This window comes from Streptomyces sp. SN-593, assembly GCF_016756395.1.
In the GTDB taxonomy this organism is placed as follows: domain Bacteria; phylum Actinomycetota; class Actinomycetes; order Streptomycetales; family Streptomycetaceae; genus Actinacidiphila; species Actinacidiphila reveromycinica.
In genome coordinates this window covers 6,458,236-6,473,168 of sequence record NZ_AP018365.1, presented here as the reverse complement: position 1 = coordinate 6,473,168, position 14,933 = coordinate 6,458,236, and the positions used below count along the sequence as shown (strand labels likewise).

At 71.4% G+C, this 14,933-nt stretch carries 19 protein-coding genes; all 19 read left to right on the top strand.

The features are described 5' to 3' along the window. The first annotated feature begins 69 nt into the window (after positions 1-69). Positions 70-372, top strand: a complete 303-nt coding sequence (locus tag RVR_RS27700; RefSeq protein WP_202236557.1) for a hypothetical protein — start codon at positions 70-72, stop codon at positions 370-372. A gap of 260 nt (positions 373-632) precedes the next feature. Beyond that, complete coding sequence (locus RVR_RS38960) at positions 633-962, top strand: MerR family transcriptional regulator (RefSeq protein ID WP_346731480.1); 330 nt, start codon at positions 633-635, stop codon at positions 960-962. Between the two features lie 22 nt (positions 963-984). Continuing rightward, on the top strand, positions 985-1,449 hold the full coding sequence (locus tag RVR_RS27695) for a DUF4429 domain-containing protein (RefSeq protein WP_237404998.1): 465 nt from the start codon (positions 985-987) through the stop codon (positions 1,447-1,449). 170 nt (positions 1,450-1,619) lie between these two features. Further along, on the top strand, positions 1,620-1,961 hold the full coding sequence (locus RVR_RS27690) for an HNH endonuclease (RefSeq protein WP_202236556.1): 342 nt from the start codon (positions 1,620-1,622) through the stop codon (positions 1,959-1,961). Positions 1,962-2,103: 142 nt separating this feature from the next. Beyond that, positions 2,104-2,598 (top strand): phage terminase small subunit P27 family, encoded by a 495-nt coding sequence (locus RVR_RS27685; RefSeq protein ID WP_202236555.1) that lies wholly within the window; start codon positions 2,104-2,106, stop codon positions 2,596-2,598. A gap of 64 nt (positions 2,599-2,662) precedes the next feature. After that, entirely contained in the window at positions 2,663-4,246 is a 1,584-nt protein-coding gene (locus tag RVR_RS27680; RefSeq protein ID WP_202236554.1) for a terminase large subunit domain-containing protein, read from the top strand. 8 nt (positions 4,247-4,254) lie between these two features. Further along, complete coding sequence (locus RVR_RS27675) at positions 4,255-4,443, top strand: hypothetical protein (protein ID WP_202236553.1); 189 nt, start codon at positions 4,255-4,257, stop codon at positions 4,441-4,443. Next, positions 4,440-5,666: a phage portal protein gene (locus RVR_RS27670; protein WP_237404997.1), complete on the top strand. Its 1,227-nt coding sequence runs from the start codon at positions 4,440-4,442 to the stop codon at positions 5,664-5,666. The genes RVR_RS27675 and RVR_RS27670 overlap by 4 nt, the downstream gene beginning before the upstream one ends. Beyond that, the gene (locus RVR_RS27665; RefSeq protein WP_202236552.1) at positions 5,659-6,369 is read left to right on the top strand and encodes an HK97 family phage prohead protease; all 711 of its coding nucleotides are present in this window, start codon (positions 5,659-5,661) and stop codon (positions 6,367-6,369) included. Before RVR_RS27670 ends, RVR_RS27665 begins: the two co-directional genes overlap by 8 nt. Before the next feature lie 129 nt (positions 6,370-6,498). Beyond that, on the top strand, positions 6,499-7,962 hold the full coding sequence (locus RVR_RS27660; RefSeq protein ID WP_237404996.1) for a phage major capsid protein: 1,464 nt from the start codon (positions 6,499-6,501) through the stop codon (positions 7,960-7,962). A gap of 71 nt (positions 7,963-8,033) precedes the next feature. Next, a complete protein-coding gene (locus RVR_RS27655) occupies positions 8,034-8,498 on the top strand; it encodes a hypothetical protein (protein ID WP_202236551.1) in 465 nt (154 codons plus the stop codon). 10 nt (positions 8,499-8,508) lie between these two features. Next, complete coding sequence (locus tag RVR_RS27650; RefSeq protein WP_237404994.1) at positions 8,509-9,405, top strand: hypothetical protein; 897 nt, start codon at positions 8,509-8,511, stop codon at positions 9,403-9,405. Then, a complete protein-coding gene (locus tag RVR_RS27645; protein ID WP_202236550.1) occupies positions 9,402-9,875 on the top strand; it encodes a hypothetical protein in 474 nt (157 codons plus the stop codon). Before RVR_RS27650 ends, RVR_RS27645 begins: the two co-directional genes overlap by 4 nt. An 18-nt stretch (positions 9,876-9,893) precedes the next feature. Next, the gene (locus tag RVR_RS27640) at positions 9,894-10,193 is read left to right on the top strand and encodes a hypothetical protein (RefSeq protein WP_202236549.1); all 300 of its coding nucleotides are present in this window, start codon (positions 9,894-9,896) and stop codon (positions 10,191-10,193) included. Between the two features lie 3 nt (positions 10,194-10,196). After that, positions 10,197-11,162: a phage tail tube protein gene (locus RVR_RS27635; RefSeq protein WP_202236548.1), complete on the top strand. Its 966-nt coding sequence runs from the start codon at positions 10,197-10,199 to the stop codon at positions 11,160-11,162. 13 nt (positions 11,163-11,175) lie between these two features. Then, positions 11,176-11,634 (top strand): hypothetical protein, encoded by a 459-nt coding sequence (locus tag RVR_RS27630; RefSeq protein WP_202236547.1) that lies wholly within the window; start codon positions 11,176-11,178, stop codon positions 11,632-11,634. 83 nt (positions 11,635-11,717) lie between these two features. Continuing rightward, positions 11,718-11,840 (top strand): hypothetical protein, encoded by a 123-nt coding sequence (locus RVR_RS38710; protein WP_272933113.1) that lies wholly within the window; start codon positions 11,718-11,720, stop codon positions 11,838-11,840. After that, positions 11,833-12,306, top strand: a complete 474-nt coding sequence (locus RVR_RS27620) for a hypothetical protein (protein ID WP_202236546.1) — start codon at positions 11,833-11,835, stop codon at positions 12,304-12,306. The genes RVR_RS38710 and RVR_RS27620 overlap by 8 nt, the downstream gene beginning before the upstream one ends. Before the next feature lie 33 nt (positions 12,307-12,339). Next, positions 12,340-14,931: a phage tail tape measure protein gene (locus RVR_RS27615; RefSeq protein WP_202236545.1), complete on the top strand. Its 2,592-nt coding sequence runs from the start codon at positions 12,340-12,342 to the stop codon at positions 14,929-14,931. The last annotated feature ends 2 nt before the right edge of the window (positions 14,932-14,933 follow it).

Genomic DNA, 14,933 nt, shown 5'->3' with positions numbered 1-14,933 from the left:
CGAACGCGGGCCCACCTATGCGACTGCACCGCACGGCGGGCCCGACTACCACCCGGGAGCACACCCGACATGGCACCCGCCACCGTACCCACCCGCACGACGCCGCCGCCCGTCGGCCGCAGCCTCACCGTGCGCATCAACGAGCAGCTGCACGACGACCTCGTCACCCTCCTCACCCCCGGCGCCGAACTGTCCAGCATCGTGCGCTGTATCCTGCACGACACCGCCGAGGCATACCGCCGCGCGCACGACCTGGGCGACGTCCCGCACGACACCGCGCCCGACCTGCGCATCCACTACCGCGGCGAGCAGGTCCCGACGCTGCCCATGCCGCCCGGTGCCCGCACTGCGCCCGTCCTGTGGACCCCGTAGCCGTCGTGCGCTCCTGACCGGTCGCCGAGGACCCCGTCGCGGCGGCGGGGTCCTCGTCGTGCCGCTGTGGTCCGCCCCCTTCCGGCGAGGCCGCCCAGCGACTCGGACGCGACGCCGAGAACGCAACGGCCCGCACGACAGATCGCGGCTCAGGGCATCCTGCTGGACATAGATCATCTGCTAGCGCATACTCGCTGCCAGCGCCACACGTATGTCACTCACCCCGCCTGAGCGGGGTTTTTGCTTGCTGGGGGGTGATCATGACCACCACATGGCTCACCGCCGGGCAAGCCGTCGACCACGCGAACCGGATACGCGCACTGTGCTCCGCAGGCAACGCTGGCTGCACGGAACGCACCCTCCGGTCCTGGGTCGCCCGCGGCCACCTCCCAGTGGCCGGTCTCGACGACGGCGGCCGCCAGCTCTTCACCCTCGCCGACGTCGCCCGGGCCGAACTGGCAACCCGCGCACGTGCTCTGCGCCTGGCGTCAACGCCGGGCGCCGCACCCCGGCGGGGCTTGCCGCACGTCACAGGTCAGTCACGACCAACCGGAGCACTCCACCAGGGCCCGGCCGATCCGCCACCGTGAACCCCACCAAGAGGGGGTCATCGTGGAAGAGATCAAAGGCGTCAACGGCCAGGCCGAGTTCGACGGCCAGTATCTGACCATCCGGCGCAACGGCGGCGTGGCACGCCGGACCATCGGCAAAGGCGAGAAGCGCCTACACATCAGCCAGATCAGCGCGGTGCAGTGGAAGCCAGCCGGAGCCCTCTTCGGTGGATTTATCCAGTTCACCATCCCCGGCGGCGTAGAGAAGCGGAGCAGCTTCGGCACCCAGACCAGAACCGCAGCGCAAGACGAGAACTCGATCGTCTTCACCAAGAAGCAGCAGCCCCACTTCGAGAGGCTCCGCGCCGCCCTTGATGAAGCCATAGCCCGGCACCATGCCCCCCAGACCAGCACCGCAGCTCCGAGCATCGCCGACGAGATCGCCAAGCTCGCTGCGCTCCGCGACCAACGCGTCATCACGGACGCTGACTTCGAGCAGGCGAAAGCCCGGCTGCTGGGCGGCTGAGACTCCGAACCTCTCACGAACGGCCCGCGCCCACCAGCGGGCCGTTCGCCGTATACAGGCGCCCCGCCCTCCTCGTTTCACCGCACCGGCCGCAAAGGGCCCCGTCCCGATCTGGTCGTCCTGCCCGATCCGGCCCGACCCGCACATCCTGTGCGCGAGGAGGTGAGCCCATGCAGCGCCGCCTACGCCCGTGCCTGGACTGCCAGGAGCTCACCCGCAACGCCTCGCGGTGCGACGCTCACCAGGCCGCATGGCAGCACCGATACGACGTCCAGCGCGGCAGCGCCAGCCAGCGCGGCTACGACAGCAGCTACCGACGCACCGCAGCAGCAGGAGTGACCGCGCACCGCGCGGAGTACGGCGACTGGTGCCCCGGCTGGGGCGTGCTGCCCCATCACGCCACCGACCTGACTGCAGATCACGTCACACCCAAGGCCCGCGGCGGCGGCAACGAGCCGGACAACCTGCAGGTGCTGTGCCGCGCCTGCAACTCCCGCAAGCACGCACAGTGACGGCGATGACGATGTGTCGCGCGCCGGGGGGTGGGTCGATCTTGAACACGATGATCATCTAGGGACCCGGCCCCCCACCCCCCACACACAGCCGCGAAATTGGACCGTTTTTTGGGCCGGTTGGTTCTTGGGGGTGGCGATCATGACCGCAGGCCGACCCAGGACGCCCACGGAGCGTAAGCGGCTGACGGGCAACCCCGGCAAGCGTGCGCTTCCCGAGCCGGTGGTCGTCGAGCTGGTTTCCGTGGCCGACCTCCCGCCGGCGCCCGGCACCCTCGGCGATGTAGGCAGGGCGGTCTGGGATCGGCTGTGGACAGCCGGTCAGAAGTGGCTGTCCCCCACCACCGACCTGGACATCCTGACCCGGCTGTGCGAGGCGCACGACGAACGCGACGCGATCCGGGAGGCCATCGCGGACGCCGGCTACATGGTTCCCGGCTCGATGGGGCAGCAGCGCGCCAACCCGCTGCTGTCCCATCTGCGCGCGCTGGAGTCGCAGATGACCAAGTGGGAGAGCCTGTGCGGCTTCACTCCCACCGACCGGGCGCGACTCGGCATGAGCGAGATCAAGGCCAAGTCGAAACTGGAGGAGATGTTGGAGCGGCGCGCGAAGCGGACGGGCAACGGTGGCGCGTAGGGCGGCCGCGCCACCGCGCTTCCCTCGCCAGCTGCCGCGCGGACCGGACCTGTGGGACCCCTCGATGTCCCGGTGGAACGAGGGCAACACCGATGGGATCTTCGCCTGCGAGCTGATCGAGTCGTACCTGCGGCTGACCAAGGGCGTCCAGCGCGGCCAGCTGGTGCGGCTGCGGGCGTGGCAGGCCGACGTGATCTGCGACATCCTGCGGCTCGTGCCGGGTAGCCGGCTGCGGCAATACTGGACGTACCTGCTGCTGGTGCCGCGGAAGAACTCCAAGTCTTTGCTCGGCGCCGGGTTGGCGATCGACGGCATCCTGGACGAGCCGGGCGCCGAGGTGTACTCCTGCGCGGCGGACAAGGACCAGGCGAAGCTGATCTTCGGCGAGGTCAAGTCCGCCGTCGAGATGTCGCCGGAGCTGGACGCCAAGCAGGGCGGCCTGCTCAAGTGCTACCGGGACGCGATCGAGTATCCGGCGACCGGGTCGGTGTACCGGGCCTTGTCCAGCGAGGCGTTCACCAAGGAGGGGCTGAACCCCTCGCGGGTGCTGTTCGACGAGCTGCACGCCCAGCCCAACAGCGAGCTGTGGGATGTGATGAACCAGGGCTCGGACACCCGCGCCCAGCCGCTCATCGTCGGTATCTCGACGTTCGGGAAGAAGACCCAGGCCGACGGCCAGGACACCATCTGCTACCAGCAGTACCAGTACGCGAAGAAGATCATCAAGGGCGAGGTCGACGATCCGCGGTACGGGGCGCGGATCTACGAGACCAACGACCGCGCCCGCGGGTTCCGGTACCTCGATCAACGGGTGTGGCAGCAGGCCAACCCGGCGTACGGGGACTTCCTGGACGGCGAGAAGATGGCCGCGGTCTCCCGGAAGCTGTCGGAGCCGGACTTCAAGACCAAGCGCCTGAACGTGTGGGTGACGGCCGCGAAGGTGTGGCTTCCCGAAGGAGCCTGGGAGCGCTGCGAGGACTCCGAGCAGGAGATCCCGGACGGCGAAGAGGTCGTGCTGTCCTTTGACGGGTCGTACAACAACGACGCGACGGGGATCATCGTGACCCGGCCGGGCGAGCCGCTGGTGTTCGACCCGGAGGCGCCGGAGAACGCCGACCTGGACGAGGACGAGCGGGCGGTGAAGGCCGCCGAGCTGAACGCGGGGCTGCGCCGGCCACACCAGGACGTGGTGCAGTTGTGGGAGCGGCCGGAGAAGGCGCCGCCGGACTGGGTGGTGCCGATCCTGGAGGTCGAGGACGCGCTGCGGGCGGCGTGCCGGCGGTGGCAGGTCCGGGAGATCGCGGTGGACCCCGCACGGTGGGCCAGGACGTACCAGATCCTGGAGGCCGAGGGCCTGCCCGTCGTCGACTTCCCCCAGTCGCCGGCGCGGATGGTGCCGGCGACGAACCGGTTCTTCGAGGCGGTGATGAACGGCTGGGTCACGCACTCCGGTGACCCGCGGCTGGCCCGCCACCTGGCCAACGCCGTCGTGAAGCCGTCGACGGGCGGCTTCATGATCTACAAGGAGTCCAAGGGCTCACCGCGGAAGATCGACCTCGCGGTGGCCGCGATCATGGGCCTGCACCGCGCCTGCGCGCCGCCTTCCAAGAAGCCCACGCCCCGGTTCTTCAACTGGGCGGACCTGTAGGAGGTGCCATGCGCGTACCCGCGGTGTTCAAGCGCCTGTTGCGGCGGCCGGCCGCGCCGCGGCGGCTGGTCACCGACCTGGTGGACGTGGCCGGCCTGGGCTGCCTGGACGGCGCCGCCTGGTGGCTGCAGCCGATCGCCGGCCTGGCGCTGCTCGGCCTCATGCTGCTGTTCGTGGGGTGGGTGATGGACCGGTGAGCCTGCTGCGACGCGCCACCCGGGCGGCCGGCCCGGTGCAGGAGTTCGGCGACTCCTCGATCCCCACCAACGGCAGCCTGGCGCACCTGACCGCGTCGGGTGTGCCGGTCAACGACCAGACCGCGATGAAGCTCATCTCGCTGTTCGCGTGCGTGCGCATCCTCGCGAACACGGTGGCCGGCCTGCCGATCCGTGCGATGCAGGCCGCGGGGTCGATCCAGGTGCCGGTCGACCGGCAGCCGACCATCGTGGTCGACCCGTTCGGCGGCGGCTCGAACACCGCGTGGCCCACCCGCCGAGACGGCGCCAAGCAACTGGTCGTCTCCGCCGCGCTGCGCGGCAACGGCTACGCCGTCATCACCGCCCGGGACTACCTGTTCCGGCCGGCCCGGTTGTCGGTGTGCCACCCGGACAGCGTGAAGGTGGACACCGACGACAGCGGCGGCCGCATCTACGAGGTGAACCGCGTCCCCGTCGACACCGTCGACATGGTGCACGTGATGGGCATGTCGATGCCCGGCGCGATCACCGGCATGTCGCCCATCGCCTACGCGCGCACCGCGATCGGCCTCGGCCTGGCCGCGGAGGAGTTCGCCGCACGCTTCTTCGGCGACGGCGCGCACCTGTCCGGGGTGATCGAGGTCAAGGAGGACATGACCGTCGCGCAGGCCCGGCAGATGAAGGAGGCGTGGGACGCCTCCCACGCGGGCCTGAAGAACTCCCACGCGTCCGGAATCCTGTCCGGCGGCGCCTCCTGGAAGTCCATCACGGTGCCGCCGGAAGACGCGCAGTTCCTCGGCACGAAGGCGGCCTCGAACCTCGACATGGCGATGCTGTACGGCATCCCGCCGCACATGCTCGGCCAGGTCGACCGCACCACGTCCTGGGGCACCGGCATCGAGCAGCAGGCCCTGGGGTTCCTCGCCTACACGATGGGCGACTGGCTGGGCATGTTCGAGGACGCATGGACCGGGATGCTGCCGCGCGGACAGTCCGCGTGCTTCGACACCCGCAAGCTGCAGCGCACCGACCGGGCCGGACGCATGGCGGCCGCCGTCGCCGCCCGCACGGCGAACATCGAGACGATCAACGAGCTCCGCGGCGAGGAGAACCTGCCGCCGGTCGAGGGCGGGGACGACATCCACGCCCCGCTGAACAGCGCGCACACCAACACCGGCGCCGCGCCGGGCGACACGGAACCGGAGGGCCCCGCGCATGTCTGACCTCACCGCCCGGGCTGAGCGGCCCACCACCATCCAGCGCCGCAGCGTGGCGTTCCGGGACGTCGAGCTGCGCGCCGTGCCGGACGGCACCGGCGGCAGCACCCTGACGTTCACCGGCTACGCCACGGTCTACGACATCGGCTACGAGATGTCGGACTGGCTCGGCGGTTTCACCGAGGTGATGCGGGCCGGCGCGGCCACGAAGACCCTCAACGAGGGCGCGGACGTGCCGTTCCTGATCAACCACGGCGGGCTGACGCTGGCGCGCACGAAGTCCGGGACGCTTCGGCTCGCCGACGACACCACCGGCCTGCACACCGAGGCCGGACTCGACCCGCGCAACAACGCCGTCCAGGACCTGCAGTCGGCGATGGAGCGCGGCGACGTTGACGAGATGAGCCTGGCGTTCTGGATCACCCGCCAGCAGTGGAGCCCGGACTACGACCAGCGGGACATCCTGGAGATCAACCTCAACAAGGGCGACGTGTCGGTGGTCAACTACGGCGCGAACCCGAACACCGCCGGCGCGCAGATGAACGCCCGGGACCTGGCCGAGCGGGCCGCCCGGCTGCCGGAGGACGAGCAGCGCGCCCTGTACGAGCGCCTGGCCGCGCGCTTCGCCCCCGCGGCCGAGGAGACGCCGGCGCAGGCCGGCGGGGACCTTGACTTCTACCTGGCCCAGGCCGCCGTCATCGGCCTGTGACCGCCTGAACCACCCCTCGCCTGGCCACCCTTGCGCCGGAGCCCGCGCCGGACCCCCACGGGGCACCACCCGGGCCACCACCCGAGCACGTCAGGCACGCCCACACCCACACCTGCGAGGAGGCCCCGCGTGGACATCGCGGAGATGATCAAGAGCCTCCAGGAGACGCGTGCCGCGAAGCGCAAGACGCTCGACGCTCTCCTGGAGAAGGTCCAGAACGACAAGCGCAACAAGCTCACCGACGACGAGCGGCGCGACTTCGAGGCCGGCAAGGGTGAGATCGCCGAAATCGACCTGCGCATCGCGGAGCTGGACGAGCAGCTGCGCGGCGACCAGGCCGCCGAGGAGACCCGCCGCCGCTACGACCTCAAGCCGGAGGTCGAGGTGCGCTCCGAGCCGCTGACCTACGAGCGCGGCTCCGGGCACTCCTACTTCCTGGACCTGGCCCGGATGCAGCTCAACCGGGGCGACGCCGACGGCGGCGTGGCCGCCGCGGCCGCGCGCCTGCAGCGGCACGGCCAGGAGATGAACGTGGAGTTCCCCAAGCGGGAGCGCGCCCGGCAGAAGGCCGCCGAGCGCGACCGCGACGACCTGGACAAGGTCGTGCGCAGCCGCGGGCGGGGCACGATCTTCGAGAAGCGCGTCAACCCCAACCGGACCGACGGCCAGGGCGGGTACTTCGTGCCGCCGCTGTGGCTGGTCGACGACTACATCGACCTGCCCCGGTTCGGCCGGACCTTCGCGAACACCGTGCGGAACATGGAGCTGCCGCCCGGCACCGACAGCATCAACGTGCCCAAGGTCGCCACCGGCACCAAGGTCGGTGTGCAGACCGCCGACGCCGCCGCGGTCACCAGCCAGGACCTGACGGACACCTACGTCACCGCGCCGGTGCGGACGCTGGCCGGCCAGCAGGACGTCGCGATGCAGCTGCTCGACCAGTCCCCGGCCGGGTTCGACGAGATCACCTTCGCGGACCTGATCGCCGACTACAACATGCAGCTGGACACCCAGTGCTGGACCGGCACCGGCAACAACGGGCAGCTCAAGGGCGCCCTGAACGTGACGGGCATCAACGCGATCACCTACACCTCCGAGACGCCGACGCTGCCGGAGCTGTACACCCCGATGATGCAGGCGCTCAGCCAGTCCGCGACCAAGCGGAAGGTGATGCCGTCCGCGGTGTTCCTCACCCCGAGCCGCTGGTTCTGGATGGCCGCCCAGCTCGACGACCAGAACCGGCCGTTCATCCTCCCGGAGACCCAGGCCCCCTTCAACCCGCTGGCGCTGCAGACCGGCGGCGACGTCGAGGGCCCGGTTGGCCGCGTGCTGCAGTTCCCGCTGCTGGCCGACGGGAACATCCCCTCCACCCTCGGCACGGGCACCAACGAGGACCGCATCGCCACGATGCGCACCTCCGACCTGTTCCTGTGGGAGGGCTCGATGCGCACCCGCGTCCTGACCGAGATCCTGTCCGGCACGCTGCAGGTCCGCTTCCAGGTCTACAACTACGCGGCGTTCATGCCCGACCGGCGCCCGGAGACGATCTCCGTCATCTCCGGTACCGGCCTGGTCGCCCCGACCGGTTTCTGACCGGCCCCCGCTCCCGGGCCGCCGTTCGAGGGTGCGGCGGGCCGGGCACCACCGTCCCGGAAGGACCACCCATGCATGACCGCATCGCAGAACTGCGCGGGCTGCGCGCCGAGCTGAGCACCGTCACGACCGGGCCGCGCCGCGAGCAGCGCAAGGACGACGCCTCGGCCATCGAGGCCGCGATCGAGCGCATCCGTACCGACCTCGGCGAGGCCGCCGACGGCCTGGAGGCGGAGTCCGCGGACCTGGCAGAGCAGGGCGCCGACGGGCGGGCGGGCGACGCCGCAGTGGCCGCCCGCGTGCTGCGGACCGCGCTGGACGCCGACGCCGCCGGCGAGGCCGACCCGACCGACCCGGCCGCCCGCGCCGCGCTCGCTGAGGCCCGCGGCCGGGCGATGGCCGCCGCGAACCAGCTGCAGCAGCGCCGGCTGCGCGAACACCTCGGAGTCGGGGACGAGTCCGAGCCGTCGACGGCCGCGGGCCGCAAGCGCACGGCGGCCGCGGCGAAGGCGCCCGAGCAGACCGCCAAGAAGTAGGGGGACCGACGTGGTGGCGCTGGTGTACGTGCCCGGCCAGGACGTCGGGCTGCGCGCCGCGGTGGTCGACGCCGACGGCGACCCCGCGGTGGTCGACGACCTGGCGGTGACCGTCACGGTCACCGACCCGGCCGGCGCCCCCACCAGTCCCGCCCCGGCAGCCGCCGGCGGCGGCGTGTTCACCGCGGTCGTGCCCGCGGTGAACGTGCCCGGGGTGTGGCTGGTGCGGTGGAGCGCCACCGGTACCGGGATCTCCTGGGCGGACGAGAGCCAGTTCCAGGTCCGTCCGGCCGGCGTGGAGCAGCTGGTCGACCTCGCGTCGGTCAAGGCGCACCTGAACCTCTCCCCGGGCGACAACCGCCAGGACGACGAGCTGCAGGGGTTCATCCTGGCCGCCGCGGACCTGGCCCGGGACGTGGTCGGGCCGGTCCTGCCGGAAGTGCACACCGAGTGGCACAACGGCGGCCGCCGCACCATCTCGCTGGACTGGCAGCCGATCAGCGCGGTGGCGTCGGTCACCGAGTACATCGCCGCCTCGACCTACGTGCTCACCGAACAGCCGCTGGGCCAGGCCGCGATGGACTCCTACGGCTACACGCTCGACCTCGACCGCGGCACGATCACCCGCCGCGCGGTCGGCGACGCCATCGCGTTCGCGCCGGGCCGGAACAACGTGAAGGTCGTGTACACCGCGGGCCGGGCCGGCGCGGTCCCGTTCTCCGTGCGGCTGGGCGCGCTGGAGTTGATCCGGCACCTGTGGCAGCTCACGCAGCAAGGCGGCCGGTCCCGGTTCGCCGGGTCCGGCGCCCTCGACGAGGGGTCCGGGCCGGCCCCCGCCGGGTTCGCGCTGCCCAACCGGGTGCTGGAGCTGTGGAAGCCCTTCAAGCGGCCGCCGGGGGTCGCATGAGCACGCCCATCCCGGTCTCGACGGCGCCGGCCGCCCGCCGCTGGCTGTTCGAGCAGTTCACCGCCCAGATCGCGCCCGACCCCGACAACGCGCGGGCCTCGCTGCTGATCTGCTACGACGTGCCCGGCCCCAACGAGCCCGAGGACATCATCGCCGTGGGGCTGGTCACCCGGACCCTCGACGTCAACAGCGTGGTGGGCGGCGGCGGCAAGGGCTGGCTCGATGAGCGGTACTCGATCGCGGTCACGATCGACTGCTTCCGCGGCGGTGACGACCCGGCCGCGGTGTTCGACCGCGCGAGCACCCTGCTCGACCAGACCTGCGCGATCGTCCGCACCGACCCGACGCTGGGCGGCGCGGTGCTGGTCGCGCGCCCCACCACCTCGCAGACCGAGGGTGAATGGGACTCCGACAACCTCGGCCGACACACCGTCGTGACGTTCGCCGTCGAGTGCTACGCCCGCATCTGACCCGCAAGGAGGGCCGCCGTGCCCGAGTACCGCTACACGGGCCTGGACGCCCGGACCTACCCCACGCTCGGCCTGACCGCGGTCCCGGCCGGCGCCGACGGCGGCCCCACGGTCGCCCAGTTCGACGAGCGGCCCGCGCCGCCCGCCGACGGCACCCCGCCCGCTCCCGTGCCCGCCGGTACCCGCTACGCCCCGACCGATGGCCGCTGGGAGCCGGCCACGCCGCCGGCCGCCGCGAAGAAGACCGCCGCGCCGGCCGCGCCCACGCCGCCGGCGCCCGACGAGGCCGCCCCGGCCGACACCCCGAAGGAGGCGTGAGCGATGCCCCAGCCCACATTCCGGTCGTTCCTCGGCATCGGCCTGGAGACCACCGCCGGCGAGGCCGTCGACGCGACCGCGTTCATCCCGGTCAAGACCATGAGCCCCAGCGACAAGCTGACGCTCCTGGACGACCAGGGCATGCGCGGCTCCATGGTCCAGACGTATGACAAGATCGCCGGTCCGATCTGGTCGGAGTACGGATTCGACGGCGACGTGTTCCCCGACACCGCCGGCTGGATGCTCGCCGGCATCCTCGGCGACATCGCCACCACCGGCGCCGCCGCCCCGTACACGCACACCATGTCGCTGCTCAACTCCGGCAACGGTCAGCCCCCGTCGTACACCCTCTCCGACTTCTACACGATCGCCACCCGGCAGTTCGCCGGCCTGATGTTCTCCGAGGTCGGCATCAAGTTCTCCGGCGACGGGATGCTGACCTACTCCGCGAAGGCAACCGCGCTCGCTTCCACCACCGCCGACGCGCCGGTCCCCTCCTACACCGGGGTGCCGCCGCTGGCCGGCTGGGTCGGGCAGATCTCCATCGGCGGCAGCAGCGCGGCGTTCGTCACCGACGGGGAGTGCACCCTCAAGCGGGACATCACCGTCGTCCACACCTCCGACGGCACCCAGGCCCCCTACGCGCTGTGGGCTGGCCCGCTGTCGGTCTCCGGGAAGCTCACGCTGGTGATGGAGGACGACACCCACTACCTGAACTACCTCAACAACTCCAAGCCGCCCCTGGACATCACCTACAGCCAGGGCGCCGGCGCGGCCGCGGTCGCGGTCGGCCTGCACATGAGCAAGGCGGCGTACACGGCCGCCGAGATCGGCCGCGGCAAGGACTACATCGAGCTGTCCGTCGACTACGAGGCCCTGGCGAACACCACGGACGCCGGCACCTCCGGCGGCTACTCCCCGATCAAGGCGACGCTGACCAACGCGGTCGCCGCCTCCACCTACACGTAAGGACAACGCCCTCATGGCCACCACCCTCGACCCGACCCAGGCGCACCGCGTGGAGCTGCCCGGCGGCTGGGCGGACCTGCGCCCCGTCTCGGACATCACCGAGCGGATGCGGCGCCCCATCAAGCGCCTGTCCGCGAAGCTCACCAGCTTCCCGGAGTTCATGAACGCCGTGCAGGCCGGCAACGCCGCGACCGCCGACGGCAGCGAGATGACGCAGGCCCAGCAGCTGGCCCTGGCGGCCTCGATGGGGGACGCGTTCGACGTCCTGGAGGAGCTGCAGGACGCCCTGGTCGTCGCTGTCACCCGCGGCTGGTCCTGGGACTTCGCCGTCACCGTCGACGGGGTCCTGGACCTGCCCGGGCCCGCCCTGGACGCGCTGCGGCAGGCCGTCGCGCCGTACCAGAACGCGCTGAACCCGAACTTCGACCCGACGCCGGCGCCCGGGTCCCCTACCGGGCCCTCCAGCGACTGAGGGGCCAGCTGGAGGGGCTGTTCGAGTACGACCCGGCCGAGCTGCCGTCCGAGGAGTTCCGGGAATGGCGGCTGATCAGCCTCATGCACTGCACGCCGGCCGAACTCGACGAGCAGCCCGCGGTGCGCCTGGACTGGCTGCTGGCGGTCGACGACACCGTGGCCCGAGCCCGCGCCAACCTGGAGAAGAGGGCCGCCCGTGGCTGAGTCGATCGGAGTGCGCGTCACCGGCGTGAAGGAAGTCCGCGGCAGCCTCGCGGCGATAACCAAGGAGATCGACCTCGCCACCCTCAAGGCGTTGAAGGCCACCCAGGCCCTGGCGAAGTCGAGCATCAAGGCGGGGCTGCGGGGCCGGCCGCGGTGGGACCACCGCGGCGCGTCCGGCCGCACCGGCGACACGGTGTCGCTGAACCTGTCGCCGCACCACGTGAGCAAGTCCGGCGGCCCGGGCCGGCTGACCGGCACCCTGTCGCGCGGGGTCGGCGGGGTGCGGCGCCCCAAACCGCTCCCCGGCGGCGGCTTCCAGGGCGGTGTCGGCGTCGGCGCGGGGGTGCGCAACCTCTACAAGAAGCGCCTGGAGGGCCAGTACCCGTACTTCAAGCCGGGGCTGCGCAAGGCCGAACCGAAGATGGCCGCCGTATGGAACACGGCCTGGGCGAAGGCCACCAGATGACCACCTGACCAGCACAGACAGGGGGTGGCCGTCGTGGGTGCCCTGCCCCCCGTCTTCATCGAGTTCCTGGGCAAGACCACCGGCGTCAAGACCGCAATCGCCGGCGTCGAGACCGAGCTCGCGACCGTCGACGCCCAGGGCGCCGGCGCCTTCGCCAAGACCGGGATGCTCGGCAAGGCCGCAATCCTCGGCCTAGGCGTCGCCGCGGCGGAGACCGCGAAGAAGACCGTCGAGATGGCGGGCGACTTCCAGCAGCAGATGACCCGCGTGCGGACCGGCGCGGGCGAGGCCGCCGCCAACATGAAGACCGTCAGCAACGGCGTGCTGGCGATGGCCGGCCAGGTCGGCCAGGGCACCGCCGAACTGACCCAGGGCCTGTACACGATCGAGTCCGCGTCCTACCACGGCACGGACGCGCTGAACGTGCTGCGGGTCGCGGCGGAGGGCGCGAAGGTCGGCAACGCCGACCTGCAGACCACCACCGACGCCGTGACCACGGCGATGAACGCCTACAAGACCGGCGCCGGGTCGGCCACGCAGGTCATGAACGCCCTGATCGGCACCGAGGCCGAGGGCAAGACCAACCTGGAAGACCTCGCCGGGTCCATGGCGAGCATCCTGCCGACCTCGGCGGCCGCCAAGGTCGGCCTCAACGAGGTGTTGGGCGCGATGGCCACCATGACCGCCCAGGGCACCCCGGCCCGGGTGGCCGCGACCTACCTTCGGCAGACCATCGGGATGCTGTCCAACCCGTCCGCGAAAGCCGCGGACGAGATGAAGAACCTCGGCCTGAACGCGGTCCAGGTCGGCCAGGAACTCGGCACCAAGGGCCTTGCGGCGACCCTGACGACCCTGACCGACGCCATCCAGTCGCACATGGGCCCGGCCGGCACCGTCGTCATCCAGAAGCTGCAGGGCGCCGCCGGCAGCGCGACCGCCTTCCAGAAGGTGCTGGCCGACCTGCCCGCCAGCCAGCAGACGTACATCGGCGCGCTGGCCACGATGGTCGGCGGCACCAAGTCGATGATGGGCGCGCTGCAGCTGACCGGCCCGCACATGGCCGACTTCCAGAAGAACACCGCGGGCATCGCCGAGCACGTCAAGGCCGGCGGCAAGGAGATCGAGGGCTGGGCCGACGTCCAGAAGAACTTCAACCAGAAGGTCGCCCAGGCCAAGGCGTCCCTGGAAGCCCTCGGCATCCAGATCGGCCAAGTCCTCATGCCCTACGTGCAGGGCATCATCGGGGTCCTGGCCACCGCCACCGCGTGGCTGACCCGCCACCACTCCGCCGCGGTCGCCGCTGCCGTCGTCATCGGTGGCGTCCTCGTCTTCGCCCTGGCCGCGGCCACCGCCGCGCTGTACTCGATGGCGGCCGCGGCCGCCGTCAACCCCGTCACGTGGATCGTGCTCGGCGTGATGGCGCTGGTCGCCGCGGTGGTGCTGCTGGCGATGCACTGGCGGCAGGTCTGGGACGGCATCAGGATCATCACCGCTGCTGCCGTCGGGATGATCCTGCTCGCCTGGGATGCCGTCGCCGGCGCCACCGTCGCGGTCTGGTCGGCCATCTCCGGCGCGGTCATGTCCGCCTGGCACGCCATCGCCGCGTTCTTCGCCTCGGCCTGGCACGCGGTCGCCGATCCGATCGTGGCCGGCTGGCGGTGGGTGTCCTCGGCCACCTCGACCGTGTGGAACGGCATCACGGCGTTCTTCCGCCGCTGGTGGCCGCTGCTGCTGGTGATCTTCCTGCCTCCGGTCGCCGCGCTGCTGGCGATCTGGAACCGCTGGCACGCCCAGATCCTCGGCACCGTGCACACCGTGTGGAACGGCATCACGGGGTTCTTCGCCGCGGTCTGGAACGGCATCGTGGCCAGTGCCCGAGCGGTCTGGTCCGTGATCCGAGCGGTGATCATCGCGCCGATGACCGCGGTCTGGAAGGGCCTGCAGTCGCTGTGGCACACCGTCTCGGCGTGGCTGGCGGCCGCCTGGCACGCCATCGCCGGCACCGCGTCGTCCATCTGGGCGAGTATCCGGGACCGCATGACCGGGCCGCTCACGTCCGCCTGGCACACCATCACCACCACCGTCGCCCGGATCAAGAGCGCGATCAGTAGCGGTCTGACCAGCGCGTACAACGCCGTCAGCGGCATCGGGACCAAGTTCCTGCAGATCGGCAAGGCGATCGTCGACGGGATCGTCAAGGGCGTCGTCAACAGCGGCGGCGCCCTCAAGAGCGAGCTCGGACACCTCGCCAACAGCGCGCTGTCCAGCGCCAAGGGCTTCCTCGGCATCGGCTCGCCGTCGAGGGAGTTCGCCGACCAGGTCGGCCGGTGGATTCCCGCGGGCATCGCCCAGGGCGTCACCGACAACGCGGCCGTCGCCCACCGCGCGGTCGGCAGCCTCGCCGCGGCCCTGCCCGGCGCGGCCGGCGCCGCCGGCGTCGGGGTGAGCGCGCTGTCGCTCGGCACGGCCGCCTACGGCGGGGCCCGGATCATCTCCCAGACCGTGCACGTCACCGTGCAGGGCTCCGTGCTGACCTCCGGGCAGCAGCTCGTCGACGTCGTCCAGGCCGGGTTCCTGCAGATGGGCGCGCGCAACCCGCAGACCTACCCCGCGTTCGCCCGATAGGA

Coding starts and splice junctions, on each gene's coding strand:
- RVR_RS27675 (WP_202236553.1), top strand. CDS start 4,255: ATGCGCGTACCCGCGGTGTTCAAGCGCCTGTTGCGGCGGCCGGCCGCG.
- RVR_RS27655 (WP_202236551.1), top strand. CDS start 8,034: ATGCATGACCGCATCGCAGAACTGCGCGGGCTGCGCGCCGAGCTGAGC.
- RVR_RS27665 (WP_202236552.1), top strand. CDS start 5,659: ATGTCTGACCTCACCGCCCGGGCTGAGCGGCCCACCACCATCCAGCGC.
- RVR_RS27680 (WP_202236554.1), top strand. CDS start 2,663: ATGTCCCGGTGGAACGAGGGCAACACCGATGGGATCTTCGCCTGCGAG.
- RVR_RS38710 (WP_272933113.1), top strand. CDS start 11,718: ATGCACTGCACGCCGGCCGAACTCGACGAGCAGCCCGCGGTGCGCCTG.
- RVR_RS27645 (WP_202236550.1), top strand. CDS start 9,402: ATGAGCACGCCCATCCCGGTCTCGACGGCGCCGGCCGCCCGCCGCTGG.
- RVR_RS27635 (WP_202236548.1), top strand. CDS start 10,197: ATGCCCCAGCCCACATTCCGGTCGTTCCTCGGCATCGGCCTGGAGACC.
- RVR_RS38960 (WP_346731480.1), top strand. CDS start 633: ATGACCACCACATGGCTCACCGCCGGGCAAGCCGTCGACCACGCGAAC.
- RVR_RS27690 (WP_202236556.1), top strand. CDS start 1,620: ATGCAGCGCCGCCTACGCCCGTGCCTGGACTGCCAGGAGCTCACCCGC.
- RVR_RS27685 (WP_202236555.1), top strand. CDS start 2,104: ATGACCGCAGGCCGACCCAGGACGCCCACGGAGCGTAAGCGGCTGACG.
- RVR_RS27700 (WP_202236557.1), top strand. CDS start 70: ATGGCACCCGCCACCGTACCCACCCGCACGACGCCGCCGCCCGTCGGC.
- RVR_RS27630 (WP_202236547.1), top strand. CDS start 11,176: ATGGCCACCACCCTCGACCCGACCCAGGCGCACCGCGTGGAGCTGCCC.